The following is a 16,238-nucleotide window of genomic DNA, read 5'->3' as shown; positions in this document are numbered from 1 at the left end:
CGGGAGTAGATTGCGCCGGTGACCACCACCCCGCAGGCGGGTCCTCGCACGCCGACGCCGCTGTCGCTCCACGTCCTCGGCCGCGAGGCCGACCCGCGCTCCGAGCGGGGGGTCGAGTGCCCCGGCGAGCTGCCGCCGGCGTCGGACCCGGCGCTGGTGGAGCGCGCCCGCCGCGCGAAGGCTGCCCTCGGCGAGCGGCTGTTCGTGCTGGGCCACCACTACCAGCGCGACGAGGTCATCCAGTTCGCCGACGTGACGGGTGACTCCTTCAAGCTGGCGCGGGAGGCCGCGGCCCGGCCCGACGCCGAGTTCATCGTCTTCTGCGGCGTCCACTTCATGGCCGAGTCCGCCGACATCCTCACCGCGGACAGCCAGCGCGTGGTCCTGCCCGACCTGGCCGCCGGCTGCTCGATGGCCGACATGGCCCGGCTGGCGCAGGTGGAGGACGCCTGGGACGTGCTGGCCGACGCCGGGGTCGCCGACGTCACCGTGCCGGTCACCTACATGAACTCCTCCGCCGACATCAAGGCCTTCTGCGGCCGCCACGACGGCGTCGTCTGCACCTCCTCCAACGCGAAGTCAGTGCTGGAGTGGGCGTTCCGCCGCGGGGAGAAGGTGCTGTTCCTGCCCGACCAGCACCTCGGCCGCAACACCGCCGTGCTCGACCTCGGCCTGGGGCTGGACGACTGCGTCGTCTTCGACCCGCACCGCCCCGGCGGCGGCCTCACCCCCGAGCAGCTGCGGGCCGCGACGGTGATCCTGTGGAAGGGCCACTGCTCGGTGCACGGGCGGTTCACCCTCGACGCCGTGCACGACGTCCGCCGCCGGGTGCCCGGGGTGCAGGTCCTCGTCCACCCCGAGTGCCAGCACGAGGTGGTCCTCGCCGCCGACCTCGTCGGCTCGACCGAGTTCATCATCAAGACCGTCGAGCAGGCCCCGGCCGGCTCCTCGTGGGCCATCGGGACTGAGCTCAACCTGGTGCAGCGGCTGGCCCGGGCGCACCCGGAGCAGAGCATCACGTTCCTGGAGCAGCACGTCTGCTACTGCGCCACCATGAACCGGATCGACCTGCCGCACCTGGTCTGGACGCTGGAGAACCTGGCCGCCGGCCAGGTCGTCAACCAGATCACCGTCGACCGCGAGACGGAGCGGTTCGCGCTCGCCGCGCTGCAGCGGATGCTGGAGCTGCCGGGCGAGACGGCGAAAGACTGACGGACCCTCCACCCCCGGACGACGACGAGGGCCGGCCCGGGTCACCGGGCCGGCCCTCGTGCCGTACGTGGCGCGCCGTGGGGCGCCGCCGTCCTCAGCCCGGGATCAGGCCCTCGTCGGAGGCGTCCAGCAGCGCGCGGACGTCCTCCAGGGTGGAGCCCGCAGCCGGGAGGATGAGGTCGGAGTCGGACAGCTCGTCGTCCGGCACCGTCGTCCCCTGGGTGCGGACCTCCTCGAGCAGCGCGTGCAGCGCCCGGTCCAGCTCGGCCTGGTCGCCGGTGCCGACGGCCTGCTCGACCTCGTCGTCGAGGCGGTTGAGGTCCGCGACGACGGCGTCCTCGATCCGCCACTGGCCCTCGCCGAGGATCCGGACGATCATCGGAGGTCGCCCGCGTTCGGCTGGGCCTCCGGCTGGGTCTGCGGCGCGGTGTAGCCGGTCTGCACCGGCGGGACCGGCTGGGCCTGGCCGGCGGGCTGGCCGCCGATCGCCGGCTGGGCGCCCCCGGAGCCGGACGGCAGCGACGCGCGCATCCGCGCCAGCTCGTCCTCGACGTCGCTGGTGGAGGCCAGCTGCTCGAGCTCGAGGGTGATGTCGTCCTTGGCGGTGCCGGTCGGGTCGTCGAGCGCGCCGCTGGCGAGGAGCTCGTCGATCGCCCCGGCCCGCGCCTGCATCTGCTGGGTCTTGTCCTCGGCCCGCTGGATGGCCAGCCCGACGTCGCCCATCTCCTCGCTGATGCCGGAGAACGCCTCGTTGATGCGCGTCTGCGCCTCGGCGGCGGAGTAGGAGGCCTTGATGGTCTCCTTCTTGGTGCGGAAGGCGTCGACCTTGGCCTGCAGCCGCTGGCTGGCCCGGGTGAGCTTCTCCTCCTCGCCCTGCAGCTGCGCGTGCTGGGCCTGGAGGTCGCTCATCTGCTGCTGGATGCCCGAGCGGCGGGTGAGCGCTTCCCGGGCGAGGTCCTCACGGCCGACCTCGAGCGCCTTCTGCGCCTGCTGGGTGAGCTTGTCGGCCTGCGTGCTGAGCTGGGTGGCCTGCAGCTCGACCCGCTTGCGGCTGGTGGCCACGTCGGCCACCCCGCGGCGGACCTTCTGCAGGAGCTCCAGCTGGCGCTGGTAGGAGTAGTCCAGCGTCTGGCGGGGGTCCTCCATCTTGTCCAGGGCCTGGTCGGTCTTGGCTCGGAAGATCATGGAGATGCGCGAAAAGATGCCGCTCATAGGGGTCAGCTGGTCCTTCCCGGGTTGCGTCGTACCGCGGCGACACCGTCGCTCACAGATCTCCACCGTATCTCGCGCCCCGGCGGCGGCGCAGCCCCGGCGACCCTCCCCCGGCCAGGGTTTCGGTTTCGGGGGGAACCCCTGAGAGAATCCCGGGGTGGCACTCTTCCGACGGAGCAGCGAGGGCACCGAGCCGACCCCGACCGCCCCGGCCCCGGCGCCCGCGCCGACGCCGGGCGCGAAGAAGGACCGGCCCACCCCCACCCGCCGGGAGGCGGAGGCCGCGCGGCGCGAGCGGGTCAACCGCACGCTGAGCCCTAAGGAGGCCCGGCGGGCGGCGTCGCAGCAGAACCGCGCGGCGCGGATGCGCACCCTCAGCGCCCGGGAGGCGGCTCCGGAGAAGGCGCTGATGCGCGACTACGTCGACACCCGGTTCAGCCTCGGGGAGTTCCTGCTGCCCAGCCTGGTGGTCATCCTCGCGCTGAGCTTCCTGACCGCGGTCTACCCCACCGTCAGCGCCATCACCACGATCCTCATGTACGTCTTCATCCTGGCGGTCCTGGCCGACTGCTACTTCCTGTGGCGCGGCTTCAAGCGGGTGCTGGCCGACCGGCTGCCGGGCGCCCCGACCCGCGGCCTGATGATGTACGGCGTCAACCGCTCCATCCAGATCCGCCGGTTCCGGATGCCCGCCCCGCGGCTCAAGCGCGGCGACACCTACTGAGCGTCTCCCGCTCCCGTCCCGTCGGGGCAACCCCGCGCGCAGGAGTGTCAGCACCGACCGCTTGACTGTGCGGGTGGGCGGCTCGCAGCCGCCCGACCCTCGACGCGGAAGGTTGGACATGGAGTTCAGGTATCTCGGCAACAGCGGACTCAAGGTCTCCGAGATCAGCTACGGCAACTGGGTGACGCACGGCTCGCAGGTGGAGGCCGACCAGGCCACGGCCTGCGTCCGCGCCGCCCTGGAGGCCGGCATCACGACGTTCGACACCGCTGACGTCTACGCCAACGGCAAGGCCGAGACGATCCTCGGCGACGCCCTGGCCGGCGAGCGGCGGGAGAGCCTGGAGATCTTCACGAAGGTCTTCTTCCCCACCGGCCCGAAGGGGCCCAACGACACGGGCCTGTCGCGCAAGCACATCTCCGAGTCGATCAACGCCTCGCTCAAGCGGCTGCGCACCGACTACGTCGACCTCTACCAGGCGCACCGCTACGACCACGAGACGCCGCTGGAGGAGACCATGCAGGCCTTCGCCGACGTCGTCCGCGCGGGCAAGGCCCTCTACATCGGCGTCAGCGAGTGGACGCCGGAGCAGCTGCGCGCCGGTCACGCGCTCGCGCAGGACCTCGGGGTGCAGCTGGTCTCGAACCAGCCGAAGTACAACGCCCTCTACCGGATCATCGAGGCCGAGGTCGTGCCGACCTCGCGCGAGCTGGGCATCAGCCAGGTCGTCTTCTCCCCGATCGACCAGGGGATCCTCACCGGCAAGTACAAGCCGGGCCAGCCGGCGCCGGAGGGCTCCCGGGCGACCGACACCGCGGGTGGCGGCGCCAACTTCATCAAGGGCTCGCTCAAGGACGAGGTCCTCACCCGCGTCCAGCAGCTGGCCCCGCTGGCGGAGGCGGAGGGCCTGACCATGGCCCAGCTCGCCGTCGCCTGGGTGCTCCAGAACGACAACATCGCCTCGGCGATCACGGGCGGCTCGCGTCCGGAGCAGGTGCACGACAACGCCGCGGCCGCCGGCAAGAAGCTCTCGGCCGAGACGCTGAAGGGCATCGACGAGGCCCTGGGCGACGTCGTCGACTCCGACGGCTCCAAGGTCGGCGAGGCCTCGCCGACGTCGCGGCTGACCTGAGCCGTGGCCGCTCCCAGCACGGCCGGCCCGTGGCGCTGGACCGCCGACCAGGACCCGGGTGACGGGTCGCTGGACCGCACGTTCCCCAGCCAGGGCGAGGCCGAGACGTGGCTCGGGGAGTTCTACCCCGAGCTCCGCGAGGCCGGCGTCCGGTCGGTGAGCCTGCACGAGGCGGACCGGCTGGTCTACGGGCCGATGGGGCTGGACCCGGCCTGACGGCGCCCGGGCGCGCCGCCGTCGTCGACGACGGCGGCGCGCCCGGATCGCGGGGCAGAGGGCCCGGCCGCGCCCCCGCCCTAGGATCGGCCGGGTGCCGACCCCCGCCTACATCCTGGAGCTCCGCCGCAGCCTCGGGCACGGCCTGCTCCTGCTGCCGGGCGTCTGCGGCGTCGTCGTCCGCGACGACCTCGAGCCCGGCCGCCGCCACCTCCTGCTGGTCCGCCGCTCCGACGACGGCACCTGGAGCCTGCCGGCCGGCATCGTCGAGCCCGGTGAGCAGCCGGCCACCACCGTCGAGCGGGAGCTGCTCGAGGAGACGCGCGTCGTCGCGGTCGCGGAGCGGCTGGCGTGGGTCGTCGCCGACCCGCCGCTGGAGTACCCGAACGGCGACCGCTGCCAGTACCTGACGTCGGTCTTCCGCTGCCGCTACGTCTCCGGCGAGGCCGGGGTGGGCGACGAGGAGTCGACGGAGGTCCGCTGGGCCGACCTCGACGCGCTGCCGCCGATGGACGCCCGGCAGCACCAGCGGATCGCGGCCGCGCTGGAGGAGACCGCGCGGACGCGGTTCGAGCGCTAGACCGCGGCGGGCCCGGTCGGCTCCGGCGTGCCGGGGCGGCGGAGCTCCCCGGTCAGCAGCACGACCCCGAAGCCGGCCAGCAGCAGCCCGCCGACGGCGATCACCGGTCGGGCGCCGCGGACCGCCGCCGCCCGCTGCTCGTAGCTCTGGGTGCCGACGTCGCCGGCCTTGGCGCAGACGTCACCGGGCCGCATCGTCGTCCCCCGGCAGGTGACGTCGGGCGAGGCGCCGAGGGTGAACGGGTAGAGCAGCACCAGCAGGCCCACGAGGACGACGACGGCGTGGGCGACCACCGCGCGGCGCCGGGGCCCGCGCACGACCGGGGTGCTCACGGCTCGCGGACGCCGGTGGTCACGAACGGCGGGCGGGTGACGAGGAAGCCCTCGCGGCGCTGCCGGACGTCGACGGTGACGGCGTCGTCCTCGGCCAGCCGGGGGTCCAGCAGGGCCAGCCCGATGCCGGACTTCAGCGTCGGGGAGAACGTGCCGGAGGTGACGAGGCCGACGGCGGCTCCCTCGGCATCGCGGACGACCATGCCCGGCCGCGGGATGCCGCGGCCGACGGCCCGGATCCCGCGCAGCACGCGGCTGGGCCCGGCCTCCTTCTCCGCCCGCAGCGCGGCGGCGCCGAAGAACTCCGGCTTCTTCCAGCCGACGGCCCAGCCCAGCCGCGCCTGCACGGGCGTGATCACGGGCGAGAGGTCCTGGCCGTGCAGCGGGTAGCCCATCTCGGTGCGCAGGGTGTCCCGGGCGCCCAGCCCGGCGGGCTGCAGGCCGTAGGGCTCACCCGCCGCGACGACGGCGTCCCAGACGGCCGGGGCGGCAGCCGACGGGGTGACCAGCTCGTAGCCGCGCTCCCCGGTGTAGCCGGTCCGGCAGACGATGAGCGGCGCGCCCGCGTGCTCGACGACGACGAAGGACATGTAGGCGTGCCCGACGGGCAGGCCGGCGCCGGCCAGCACCTCGTCGGCCTGCGGGCCCTGGACCGCCAGCACGGCGTGGTCGTCGTGCTCGTCGACCACGGTGACGCCCTCGGGCGCGGCGGCGCGGAGCATGGCCACCACCTGGGCGCCGTTGGCGGCGTTGGGGATGAGGAACACCTCGTCGGGCCCGACGAGGTAGGCGATGAGGTCGTCGACCACGCCGCCGTCGTCGTTGCAGATGAGGGTGTACTGCGCCTGCCCGGGCCCGATCCGGTCGAGGTCGGCGGTCAGGCAGCGGTTGACGAAGGCGGCAGCGCCGGGGCCGGAGACCCGCGCCTTGCCCAGGTGGCTGACGTCGAAGAGCCCGACGGCGGTGCGGACGGCGGTGTGCTCGGCCAGCACGCCGGCCCCGCCGTACTCCAGCGGCATCGACCAGCCCCCGAAGGCGGCGAACTTGGCGCCGGCCCCCACGTGGCGGTCGTGCAGCGGCGAGCGGCGGAGCCCGGTCCCGGCGTCGCCCGGCGACGCCCCCTCAGTCGGCACAGCCTCGGCCTGCACAGCCACCTCCACCTCTCGTCCGGTCCCCGGCGAACCTATCGCAAGCGGGCCCAGGACCCCGGGCTAGCCTGAGCACCGCGCCCGGCCGGACGGGTCGGGCGCCGCACCACTCGAGAGGAACGTCGTACGTGAGCACTCCAGTCCTCCCCTCCCTGACCGTCGCCCCGGACCTGCCGACGACGGTCGACGTGCTCGTGGTCGGCCTGTCCGAGGAGGGCCTGCAGGGCCTGCCGCCCGACGTCGAGGCGGCCTACCAGCGCCGGCTCGGGACCGGCGTCGCCGCGCTGGCCACCTCCGTCGGCGCGAAGGCGTCGGCCGGCACCACCCGCACCCTGCCGGCCGTCGACGGCGGTCCCCGCCTGGTGGTCACGGGCCTGGGCGAGGGCCGGCCCGACGCCGAGGACCTGCGCCGCGCCGCCGGCGCCAGCACCGCCTACCTCGGCGCGCTGGCCGCGGAAGGCGGACCGCTGACCGCGGCGCTCGGCTTCGGCACCACCACGGTGGAGGAGCTGCAGGCCGTCGCCGAGGGCGCGCTGCTGGGCGTCTACCGCTACGCGCCGGTGAGCGGCAAGCCCGCCCCGGCCCCGGCCGTCGCGGCGGTGACCGTGCTGCACGCCGGCACCACGACCACGGTCGACGGCGCCGACGTCACCCAGGTGGCGCCCGTCGTCGCGGCCGCGGTGCTGACCGCCCGGGAGTGGGTCAACATCCCCCCGAACCTGCTCTACCCCGAGACCCTGGCCGAGGAGGTCAAGGCGCTCGTCAAGGACAGCAAGATCAGCTACGAGGTGCTGGACGGCCCGGCGCTGGTCAAGGGCGGCTACGGCGGCCTGCTGGCCGTCGGCGGCGGCTCCTCGCGGCCGCCCCGCCTGGTCCGGCTGAGCTACAAGCCGAAGGGCGCGACCCGCCACCTCGCCCTCGTCGGCAAGGGCATCACGTTCGACTCGGGCGGCCTGAGCCTCAAGCCCGGCGACAGCATGTACACGATGAAGTGCGACATGGCCGGGGCCGCGGCGGTGCTGGCGGCCACCCACGCCATCGCGAAGCTGGGCCTGCCGGTCCAGGTCACCGCGTACGGCGCGCTGGCCGAGAACCTCCCCTCGGACACGGCCTACCGGCCCTCCGACGTGCTGACGATCTACGGCGGCACCACGGTGGAGAACGGCAACTCCGACGCCGAGGGCCGGCTGGTGATGGCCGACGCGCTCGCCCGCTCCAACGAGGACCACCCGGACCTCGTCGTCGACGTCGCCACCCTGACCGGTGCCTGCATGGTCGCCCTGGGCGACCGGACCGCCGGCCTGATGGCCACCGACGACGAGACCGCCGACCTGGTCCTGGACGCCGCCGAGGCGGCCGGCGAGGACTTCTGGCAGCTCCCGATCCCCCGCGAGACCCGCGCCAAGCTGGACTCCAAGGTGGCCGACCTCAAGTCGACGGGCGGCGACCGCTTCGGCGGCGCCCTGGTCGCTGCGGCCTTCCTCCGCGAGTTCGTCGACGACGGCACCCCCTGGGCCCACCTGGACATCGCGGGCCCGGCCTTCCTGGAGGGCAAGCCCTACGGCTACGTCTCGGCCGGCGGCACCGGCGTCGGCGTCCGCACCCTGGTCGCCCTCGCCCGCGCGATGAGCCGCTAGCACGGGACGAGTGCTGAGGAACCGCACCAGGGAGAACCCCCGGCTGACGGTTTCTCAGCACTGGCAGGACCGCACCGGACGCCAGACCGGAGGGGCACCTGGGCGGACCGCCAGTGAGCGGTAGCGAAGGTGGCCGCGGTAGCGAAACGAGGGCCCCGGCTCCGGACACGTTCTTCGTCCGGGGCCGGGGCCCTCGTCTCGCTACCTGAGGCGGACATCTGAGTCCACCGCGAACGTTCAAACCCGTGCCGGCAGGAGCCCTGGTGCCGCTCAGTCCATCCCTGATGAGCGACACCGCCTGCCGGCACGGGGAGCGGGACGCCGCCCCCTGGAGGTCCGGGATCGTGTCAGGCGACCCCGGTCACGACGTACCACCTACCAGCCCTTCGGAGCGGGTCGCGGATCGGATGGGGCGGTGCGGAACTTTTTCTCGCCGCGCCCTCAGCGCAGGTCGGGGTGCCGCTTGTTGCGCGTGTTGTAGTCCCGCATCCGCTGCGGGTAGCCGACCACCGCGGCGTCGTAGCCGGGGATCTGCAGGTGGCCGGCGAAGGCGTGCGCCCACTCGGGCGAGGGCACGACGCGGCGGGTCCACTCGCCGTCGTAGGCCACCAGCAGCAACGTGACCTGGGTGACGGAGGTGCGCGGCTCGACGAAGGCCTCGACACCGCGGTGGGTGCGGGCGAACTCGGTGAGGTGGGCGGTGACCCCGTCGTCGACGACGCGGTTCCCCGACGCCACGCTGCGGCCCCGTCTGACCCGCTTCGCGGTCCGGTTCAACCAACCCATGGGTCCCAGTATGGCCGCCTGACAAGATGGTCGGATGAACTCGTACGACCTCGTCGTCCTCGGCGCCGGCAGCGGGGGCTACGCCTGCGCGCTGCGCGCCGCCCAGCTCGGGCTCTCGGTGGCCCTGGTGGAGAAGGACAAGGTGGGCGGCACCTGCCTGCACCGCGGCTGCATCCCGACGAAGGCGCTGCTGCACGCCGCCGAGGTCGCCGACGCCGCCCGCGACGGCAGCCGCTTCGGCATCCACGCCACCCTCGACAAGGTGGACCTGGCCGGGGTGCAGAGCTACTCCGACGGCGTCGTCAGCAAGCTCTACAAGGGCCTGACCGGCCTGGTCCGGGCCCGCGGCATCACCGTCGTCAGCGGGGCGGGCCGGCTGGTCCGCGACGCCGACGGGGTGGGCGTGCAGGTGGGCGAGGACCTCTACCGGGCGCCCGCGGTCGTGCTGGCGACGGGCTCGGCCCCGCGGCACCTGCCCGGCGTCGAGGTCGACGGCGAGGTGGTGCTGACCAGCGACGAGGCGCTCCGGCTGGGCACCCTGCCCGGCCGCGCCGTCGTCCTCGGCGGCGGGGTGATCGGCTCGGAGTTCGCCTCGGCCTGGCGGTCCTTCGGCGTGGAGGTGACGGTCGTGGAGGCGCTGCCCCGGCTGCTGGCCGCGGAGGAGCCCGCGTCGTCGGCGGCCCTGGAGAAGGCGTTCCGCAAGCGGGGCATCGAGGTGCTCACCGGTGTCGCCCTGCAGTCCGCCCGCCGCGAGGGCGCCGGCGTCGCCGTGACCCTGGCCGACGGCCGCACCCTGGAGGCGGACGTGCTGCTGGTCGCCGTCGGCCGGGTGGCCGTCAGCGACGGGCTGGGCTACGCCGAGGCCGGGGTCGCGCTGGACCGCGGGCTGGTGGCCGTCGACGAGCGGCTGCGGACGAGCGTGCCCGGCGTGCACGCCGTCGGCGACCTGGTGCCCGGCCTGCAGCTGGCCCACCGCGGGTTCGCGCACGGCATCTTCGTCGCCGAGGAGGTGGCGCACGCGGCCGGCCGGCTGGACGCCGCCCCGGTCCCGCCGCTGGACCGCGACATCCCGCGCGTCACCTACTCCGACCCCGAGGTGGCCTCGGTCGGCCTCACCGAGGCGCAGGCCCGGGAGCTGCACGGGGAGGTGGAGACGCTCACCTACGACCTGACCGGCAACGGCCGCTCGCAGATCCTCGGCACCTCCGGCTTCGTCAAGCTCGTCCGCCGGGCCGACGGCCCCGTCGTCGGCGTGCACCTGGTCGGCTCCCGCGTCGGCGAGCTGGTCGGGGAGGCCCAGCTGATCACCGGCTGGGACGCCTACCCGAGCGAGGTGGCGAGCCTGCAGCACGCCCACCCCACCCAGCACGAGGCGCTCGGCGAGGCCCACCTGGCCCTGGCCGGGAAACCGCTGCACGTGCACGGCTAGGGCAGGATGAGTCCCGCGGTGTCGCGGCGCCGCCCGGATCGGCCCCCGACCGGCGCAGGTCCCCGAAGGCTAGGCTGACCCGCAACCGCACCAGGTCACGTGATGAAGGAGTCCCAAGACACGATGTCGACTGATGTAACCCTCCCCGCCCTGGGCGAAAGCGTCACCGAAGGCACCGTCACCCGCTGGCTCAAGCAGGTCGGGGACGCCGTCGCCGTCGACGAGCCGCTGCTGGAGGTGTCCACCGACAAGGTCGACACCGAGATCCCCTCCCCCGCCGCCGGGGTGCTGCTGGAGATCCGGGCGCAGGAGGACGACTCCGTCGAGGTGGGTGCGGTGCTCGCCGTCATCGGCGAGGAGAGCGAGGCCGGCGGCGGTGGTGACGCCCCCGCGGCGGAGCCGCCCAGCCAGGAGCACGCGCAGGCCGAGGCCAGCACCGAGCCGGAGCCGGCCAACGCCGCCGACGCCGAGATCGCGCAGGACGACCCGCCCGCCCCGACCCCGGAGCGCACCGCCGGTGCGTCCGCGGGCAGCGGCACCGAGGTCACCCTGCCCGCGCTGGGCGAGAGCGTCACCGAGGGCACCGTCAGCCGCTGGCTGAAGAAGGTCGGCGACAGCGTCGAGACCGACGAGCCGCTGCTCGAGGTCTCGACCGACAAGGTCGACACCGAGATCCCCTCGCCCATCACGGGCACCGTGCTGGAGATCCGCGTCCAGGAGGACGAGACCGTCGAGGTGGGTGCGGTGCTCGCCGTCGTCGGCGACGCCTCCGCGAGCACCGGCTCCGACGACGGCGGCGCCCCCGCCGGCGCGGCCGAGGAGCCCCACGGCGACGACGCGGGCGCGGCCGGCACCCAGGACGAGCCGCAGGCCCCGGCCACCGCCACCGTGACCGACGGCACCGACGTCGAGCAGCAGCCCGCCGCCGGTGACGAGGGCGGCCAGGCGCCGATCCCGGCCCCCGAGCCCCGCTCGGCCCCGGCCCAGCCGGCGGCCCGCGAGGACGCCCAGCCCGAGCAGCACGGCCCCTCGTCCACCCGGACCTCCCCGACCCCGGTCGCGGCCGACGGCGACGCCGTCTACGTCACCCCGCTGGTGCGGAAGCTCGCCAAGGAGCACGACGTCGACCTCGCCTCGGTGAAGGGCACCGGCGTCGGCGGCCGCATCCGCAAGCAGGACGTGCTCGCCGCCGCTGAGGAGGCCAAGGCCGCCGCCGAGGCCGCGAAGGCCGCCCCCGCCCCGGCGCCGGCCGCCGCGGCCGCCGCCCCGGCCCCGGCCGCGGCGAAGGCCGCGCCGTCGGTCGAGCCCAGCTCGCTGCGCGGGACCACCGAGAAGATGTCGCGGCTCCGCAAGACCATCGCCAAGCGGATGGTGGAGTCCCAGCAGGTCTCGGCGACCCTGACCGCGACGGTGGAGGTCGACCTGACCGCCATCTCGCGCATCCGCGCCAAGGCCAAGGACGCCTTCAAGGCCCAGGAGGGCGCGAGCCTGTCCTACCTGCCGTTCATCGCCAAGGCGACGGTGGAGGCGCTGAAGGTCCACCCGAAGCTCAACGCCACGATCGACACCGAGGCGGGCGAGGTCACCTACCCGGCCTCGGAGCACCTGGGCATCGCCGTCGACACCGAGAAGGGCCTGCTCGTCCCGGTGATCAAGGACGCGGGCGATCTCAACATCGGCGGCATCGCCAAGAAGATCGCCGACCTGGCCTCCCGGACGCGGCAGAACAAGGTCACCCCGGACGAGCTCAGCGGCGGCACCTTCACCATCACCAACTACGGCTCGGCCGGGACCCTGATGGACACCCCGATCATCAACCAGCCGCAGGTCGGCATCCTCGGCACCGGCGCGCTGGTCAAGCGCCCCGTCGTCATCAAGGACGCCGACCTCGGCGAGGTGATCGCGGTCCGCGACATGATGTACCTGTCGCTGTCCTACGACCACCGCCTCGTCGACGGCGCCGACGCCGCCCGCTTCCTCTCGGCGCTCAAGCAGCGTCTGGAAGAGGGCGACTTCGGGGGCGAGTTCGGGGTCTAGGACACCGACGTGAGCACCTGGTTGCTGGCCGGCGCCTCCGGCTTCCTCGGCACCGCGCTGCGCGTGCGGCTGGCCACCGAGGGCCACGAGGTCGTCCGGCTGGTCCGGCGCGAGCCCGCCACGAGCAGCGAGCGCCGCTGGGACCCGGCGGCCGGCCTGCTCGACCCGGCCGTGCTCGACGGCGTCGACGTGGTCGTCGACCTCGCCGGCGCCGGGGTGTTCACCCACCCGTGGACGACCGCCCGCCGCGAGCTGCTGCTGAGCTCGCGGCTGGAGACCACCGGCACGCTCGCCCGGGCCCTCGCGGCCCGGGCGGGCGACGGCCGGGAGCGGGTGCTCCTCCAGGCCAGCGGGGTCGCCCGCTACGGCACGGAGCCCCGCACCGAGCCGGCCACCGAGGACACCCCGGCGGCGCCGGACTTCCTGGCCCAGCTGACCGTCGCCTGGGAGGGCGCCGCGCAGCCGGCCGTGGACGCCGGGGTGCGGACGGTGCTGCTGCGCACCAGCCCCGTGCTGGCCGCGAGCGGAGGAGCCTTCGTGCCCATGAAGCTCGCGTGGTCGGCCGGCCTCGGCACGGTGATCGGCTCGGGCCGGCAGCGGATGCCGATGATCAGCCTCGAGGACTACCTCGGCGTGACGACCTGGGCGGCGGCCGAGCCGCGGGCCCGGGGCGCCTACAACCTGACCATCCCCGAGCCGACGACGAACGCCGAGTTCACCGACGTGCTGGCCCGCGCGCTGCACCGCCCCCGGCTGCTCAAGGCCCCGGCCTTCGTGCTGCGCCGGGCGCTGGGCGAGCTGGCCGAGCAGCTGGTGGGCGACTGCTGGGCGGTGCCGGCCCGGCTGACCGGCGACGGCTACGTCTTCCGGGACCCCGACGTCCACGCCACGGTCGCCTCCGCGCTGCGGACCTAGACTCAGGGCCATGAGCCTCGACTTCCTCTACCCCGGCCTGGGCAGCGAGCTGGTGGACTACACCGACGCGTGGGAGCTGCAGCGCCGCCTCCACGCCGAGGTCGTGGCGGGCACCGCCCCGGACACCGTCGTCGTCCTCGAGCACGCCGAGGTCTACACCGCGGGCAAGCGCACCGAGGCCCACGAGCGGCCCCTCACCGGGGACGTCCCCGTCGTCGAGGTCGACCGCGGCGGCAAGATCACCTGGCACGGGCCGGGCCAGCTGGTCGTCTACCCGATCGTCAAGCTGCCGGAGGCCGTCGGCGTCGTCGACTACGTGCGCCGCCTCGAGGAGGCGATGATCACCCTCTTCGCCGAGTACGGCCTGGCGACCGGTCGCGTCCGGGGCCGGTCGGGCGTCTGGCTCGCCGCGGCCGACGGCCGCCCCGAGCGCAAGATCGCCGCGATCGGCGTCCGCGTCGCCGGCGGCACCACGATGCACGGCCTGGCCATCAACGTGGACCCCGACATGACGGGCTTCGACCGCATCGTGCCGTGCGGGCTCAGCGACGTCGGCGTCACGTCGATGGCCGCCGAGCTGGGCGAGGCGCCGACGCTGCCCGAGCTCGCCCACCTGTTCCGGCCGCACCTGGAGCGGGTGCTGGCCTTCGAGCCCTACGAGCAGTCCCCCGACCTCGCGGCGGCCCCGGCGACCCCGGGCGTCACCTACGGGCTGACGGTCGGCGCCGCCTGAGCCCGCGGGGAGGCGCCCACCGCTAGGGTGGGCCGACCCTCCCCGTCGAGAAAGGCCGCTCCGTGCCGGTGACCGAAGCCCGACGCGCGCTCCCGCAGGAGCCGGCGGCCTACGCCGTCGAGGTCCGCGACCTCCGCAAGACCTACCGGACGCGCAAGGGCCGGTTCCAGGCCGTGGGCGGGCTGGACCTCAAGGTGCCGCTGGGCGGGGTGCACGGGTTCCTCGGGCCCAACGGCTCGGGGAAGACGACGACCATCCGGATGCTGCTGGGCCTGATCCGCCCCGACTCGGGCGCGATCCGGATCTTCGAGCAGGACATCCCGACGGCGCTGCCCGCGGTGATCGGCCGGATCGGCGCGATCGTGGAGCAGCCCAAGTTCTTCCCCGCCTTCACCGGCCGCCGCAACCTCGAGCTGCTGGCCACCGGCATCGGCGCCCCCGCCCGGCGGGTCGGGGAGGTGCTGGACGAGGTGGGGCTGACCGGCCGGGACAAGGACCGGTTCCGCACCTACTCCCTCGGCATGAAGCAGCGGCTCGCCATCGCGGCCACCCTGCTCAAGGACCCCGACCTGCTGATCTTCGACGAGCCGACCAACGGCCTCGACCCGGCCGGCATCCACGAGATCCGGGCCACGATGCGCGGGCTCGCCGACCGGGGGAAGACGGTGCTGGTGTCCTCCCACATCCTCAGCGAGGTCCAGCTGGTGGCCGACACCGTGTCGATCATCGGCCGCGGCCGGCTGCTGGCCGAGGGCGAGGTGGACGACATCCTCGCCGCGACCGGCGGGCAGGCGGTGCGGGTGCTGGTGGCCGACCCGGCCCGGGCCGCCGCCGCCCTCGCGCCGGCCGGCTTCTCGGTGCTGCCGCTGCCGGAGGGCCGGATGGAGGTCCGCCGGACCGGTGACCAGCCGGGGTTCGACCCCGCGCAGATCACCTGGCTGCTGGCCCAGCAGGGCCTGTTCGTCGCCGAGCTGGTGCCCGTCCGCGCCGACCTCGAGTCGGTCTTCCTCGACCTCACCGCCGAGGAGCACCTCGGCGCCACCGCCGGCGGCCACCCCGCCGGTCCCCCGCCCCCCGGCCCGCCGCCCGTCACCGGCCCGGCCGGCCCCGCCCGTGCCGCCCAGGAGGACTGGCGATGATCCCCCTGCTGCGCGCCGAGCTGCTGCGCATCCGCAGCCGCCGCCTCACCTGGGTCGCCCTCGGTGCCGTGCTGCTCGTCATCGCCCTCAGCCAGCTGGCGGTGGGCGGGTCGATGCGCCCCGTCACCGCGGACGAGCAGGCCCAGGCCCAGGCCTCCTACACCGAGGCGGTCCGCGACTGGGAGACCAACCACGAGGAGTACGAGCAGGACTGCATCGCCACCGGGGCGAGCGCCGCGGACTGCGCCTACCCGCCGCCCGTCGTGGAGGACTTCGTGCCGCGCTCGGTCAGCACCTTCGCCGAGGCGGGGCAGCTGGTCGTGACCATCACCGTCGCGTTCACCGGGCTGGCGCTGCTGCTGGTGGGCGCCTCGGTCACCGGGGCGGAGCTGTCCACCGGGGCGCTCGCGAACTGGCTGACCTTCGTCCCCGAGCGGGGGCGGGTGTTCGCGGCCAAGGTCGTGGCGCTCGTGCTCGTCGCCGCGGCGTCCACCGCCGTCCTCAGCGCCCTGGCCCTGGGGCTGACCGCCGTCGTCGGGGCCGCCGTCGGCGCGACCCTGGACGGCGGGGGCGGCCTCGCCGAGATCGCCGGCCGCGGGGTGCTCGTCGGGGTGGCGGCCGTCGTCGTCGGGTTCGCCCTGGCCCTGCTGACCCGGCACACCATCGCGGCGGCCGGGACGGTGCTGGGCTACCTCATCGTGTCCGGGGTGCTGGCCGTGGTGTGGCTGGCCGTGCCGGCGCTGTCCGGGGTCCAGCGGTTCCTCCCCGAGAACAACCTGCTGGCCCTGCTGCTGGGCGAGCACACCTACTACACCGTCACCCAGGTGCCCCAGCCCGACGGGACCTACGAGTCCTCGGCGGTCGAGCACGCCATCTCCCTGACCCAGGGCTCGGTCTACTGGGCGGTCGTCGTGGTGGTCCTCGTCGCGCTCACCTACGTCGTCTTCCGCCGTCGCGACGTCAACTGAGCCGTCCCCGACCGGCGGGTAGTCTGAGCGGGTGACAA

The 16,238-nt window shown here is 74.4% G+C and carries 17 protein-coding genes; 12 read left to right on the top strand and 5 right to left on the bottom strand.

Features of this window, described 5'->3' with window-relative positions:
* Positions 1-18: 18 nt before the first annotated feature.
* The gene (gene nadA, locus JOF54_RS16200) at positions 19-1,212 is read left to right on the top strand and encodes a quinolinate synthase NadA (RefSeq protein ID WP_210057693.1); all 1,194 of its coding nucleotides are present in this window, start codon (positions 19-21) and stop codon (positions 1,210-1,212) included.
* A gap of 94 nt (positions 1,213-1,306) precedes the next feature.
* On the opposite strand, the gene pspAA is transcribed toward nadA, so the two are convergent.
* On the bottom strand, positions 1,307-1,591 hold the full coding sequence (gene pspAA, locus JOF54_RS16195) for a PspA-associated protein PspAA (RefSeq protein WP_210057691.1): 285 nt from the start codon (positions 1,589-1,591) through the stop codon (positions 1,307-1,309).
* Positions 1,588-2,424: a PspA/IM30 family protein gene (locus JOF54_RS16190; protein WP_210057689.1), complete on the bottom strand. Its 837-nt coding sequence runs from the start codon at positions 2,422-2,424 to the stop codon at positions 1,588-1,590. Before JOF54_RS16190 ends, pspAA begins: the two co-directional genes overlap by 4 nt.
* Before the next feature lie 157 nt (positions 2,425-2,581).
* Here JOF54_RS16190 and JOF54_RS16185 point away from each other — a divergent pair, with 157 nt between their 5' ends.
* From JOF54_RS16185 to JOF54_RS16170, 4 genes are all read left to right on the top strand, one after another.
* Entirely contained in the window at positions 2,582-3,148 is a 567-nt protein-coding gene (locus tag JOF54_RS16185; RefSeq protein WP_210057687.1) for a DUF3043 domain-containing protein, read from the top strand.
* A gap of 118 nt (positions 3,149-3,266) precedes the next feature.
* Positions 3,267-4,280, top strand: coding sequence for an aldo/keto reductase family protein (locus JOF54_RS16180; protein WP_210057685.1), 1,014 nt, complete (start codon positions 3,267-3,269; stop codon positions 4,278-4,280).
* 3 nt (positions 4,281-4,283) lie between these two features.
* Positions 4,284-4,496, top strand: a complete 213-nt coding sequence (locus JOF54_RS16175) for a hypothetical protein (RefSeq protein WP_210057682.1) — start codon at positions 4,284-4,286, stop codon at positions 4,494-4,496.
* Positions 4,497-4,590: 94 nt separating this feature from the next.
* Positions 4,591-5,076: an NUDIX hydrolase gene (locus JOF54_RS16170; protein ID WP_210057680.1), complete on the top strand. Its 486-nt coding sequence runs from the start codon at positions 4,591-4,593 to the stop codon at positions 5,074-5,076.
* Here the strand turns inward: JOF54_RS16170 and JOF54_RS16165 are convergent.
* Both JOF54_RS16165 and gcvT read right to left on the bottom strand, forming a co-directional pair.
* On the bottom strand, positions 5,073-5,408 hold the full coding sequence (locus JOF54_RS16165; protein ID WP_210057678.1) for a hypothetical protein: 336 nt from the start codon (positions 5,406-5,408) through the stop codon (positions 5,073-5,075). The genes JOF54_RS16170 and JOF54_RS16165 overlap by 4 nt on opposite strands.
* The gene (gene gcvT / locus JOF54_RS16160; RefSeq protein WP_210057676.1) at positions 5,405-6,541 is read right to left on the bottom strand and encodes a glycine cleavage system aminomethyltransferase GcvT; all 1,137 of its coding nucleotides are present in this window, start codon (positions 6,539-6,541) and stop codon (positions 5,405-5,407) included. Before gcvT ends, JOF54_RS16165 begins: the two co-directional genes overlap by 4 nt.
* A gap of 143 nt (positions 6,542-6,684) precedes the next feature.
* Here gcvT and JOF54_RS16155 point away from each other — a divergent pair, with 143 nt between their 5' ends.
* Entirely contained in the window at positions 6,685-8,193 is a 1,509-nt protein-coding gene (locus JOF54_RS16155) for a leucyl aminopeptidase (RefSeq protein ID WP_307804269.1), read from the top strand.
* 441 nt (positions 8,194-8,634) lie between these two features.
* Here JOF54_RS16155 and JOF54_RS16150 read toward each other — a convergent pair whose 3' ends face one another.
* On the bottom strand, positions 8,635-8,979 hold the full coding sequence (locus JOF54_RS16150; RefSeq protein WP_210057674.1) for a hypothetical protein: 345 nt from the start codon (positions 8,977-8,979) through the stop codon (positions 8,635-8,637).
* 34 nt (positions 8,980-9,013) lie between these two features.
* On the opposite strand from JOF54_RS16150, the gene lpdA reads away from it, so the two are divergent.
* From lpdA to JOF54_RS16120, 6 genes are all read left to right on the top strand, one after another.
* On the top strand, positions 9,014-10,408 hold the full coding sequence (gene lpdA / locus JOF54_RS16145; protein WP_210057673.1) for a dihydrolipoyl dehydrogenase: 1,395 nt from the start codon (positions 9,014-9,016) through the stop codon (positions 10,406-10,408).
* Between the two features lie 123 nt (positions 10,409-10,531).
* Complete coding sequence (gene sucB, locus JOF54_RS16140) at positions 10,532-12,445, top strand: 2-oxoglutarate dehydrogenase, E2 component, dihydrolipoamide succinyltransferase (protein WP_210059628.1); 1,914 nt, start codon at positions 10,532-10,534, stop codon at positions 12,443-12,445.
* A gap of 9 nt (positions 12,446-12,454) precedes the next feature.
* Positions 12,455-13,360 carry a TIGR01777 family oxidoreductase gene (locus JOF54_RS16135; protein WP_210057670.1) on the top strand — a complete coding sequence of 302 codons (906 nt, stop codon included), beginning with the start codon at positions 12,455-12,457 and terminating at the stop codon, positions 13,358-13,360.
* Between the two features lie 10 nt (positions 13,361-13,370).
* Entirely contained in the window at positions 13,371-14,093 is a 723-nt protein-coding gene (gene lipB, locus JOF54_RS16130; protein ID WP_210057668.1) for a lipoyl(octanoyl) transferase LipB, read from the top strand.
* A gap of 68 nt (positions 14,094-14,161) precedes the next feature.
* On the top strand, positions 14,162-15,232 hold the full coding sequence (locus tag JOF54_RS16125; protein ID WP_210057666.1) for an ABC transporter ATP-binding protein: 1,071 nt from the start codon (positions 14,162-14,164) through the stop codon (positions 15,230-15,232).
* On the top strand, positions 15,229-16,200 hold the full coding sequence (locus tag JOF54_RS16120; RefSeq protein ID WP_210057664.1) for a DUF2705 family protein: 972 nt from the start codon (positions 15,229-15,231) through the stop codon (positions 16,198-16,200). The genes JOF54_RS16125 and JOF54_RS16120 overlap by 4 nt, the downstream gene beginning before the upstream one ends.
* Positions 16,201-16,238 lie beyond the last annotated feature (38 nt).

Origin of the sequence: Microlunatus capsulatus, assembly GCF_017876495.1 — a bacterium.
In the GTDB taxonomy this organism is placed as follows: Bacteria; Actinomycetota; Actinomycetes; order Propionibacteriales; family Propionibacteriaceae; genus Microlunatus; species Microlunatus capsulatus.
This window is presented reverse-complemented; position numbering and strand designations above follow the sequence as displayed.

Bases quoted from the DNA above. Each gene is read 5' to 3' on its own strand.
- JOF54_RS16150 (WP_210057674.1), bottom strand. From the start codon at position 8,979: ATGGGTTGGTTGAACCGGACCGCGAAGCGGGTCAGACGGGGCCGCAGC.
- pspAA (WP_210057691.1), bottom strand. From the start codon at position 1,591: ATGATCGTCCGGATCCTCGGCGAGGGCCAGTGGCGGATCGAGGACGCC.
- lipB (WP_210057668.1), top strand. From the start codon at position 13,371: ATGAGCCTCGACTTCCTCTACCCCGGCCTGGGCAGCGAGCTGGTGGAC.
- sucB (WP_210059628.1), top strand. From the start codon at position 10,532: ATGTCGACTGATGTAACCCTCCCCGCCCTGGGCGAAAGCGTCACCGAA.
- lpdA (WP_210057673.1), top strand. From the start codon at position 9,014: ATGAACTCGTACGACCTCGTCGTCCTCGGCGCCGGCAGCGGGGGCTAC.
- JOF54_RS16120 (WP_210057664.1), top strand. From the start codon at position 15,229: ATGATCCCCCTGCTGCGCGCCGAGCTGCTGCGCATCCGCAGCCGCCGC.
- JOF54_RS16180 (WP_210057685.1), top strand. From the start codon at position 3,267: ATGGAGTTCAGGTATCTCGGCAACAGCGGACTCAAGGTCTCCGAGATC.
- JOF54_RS16190 (WP_210057689.1), bottom strand. From the start codon at position 2,424: ATGAGCGGCATCTTTTCGCGCATCTCCATGATCTTCCGAGCCAAGACC.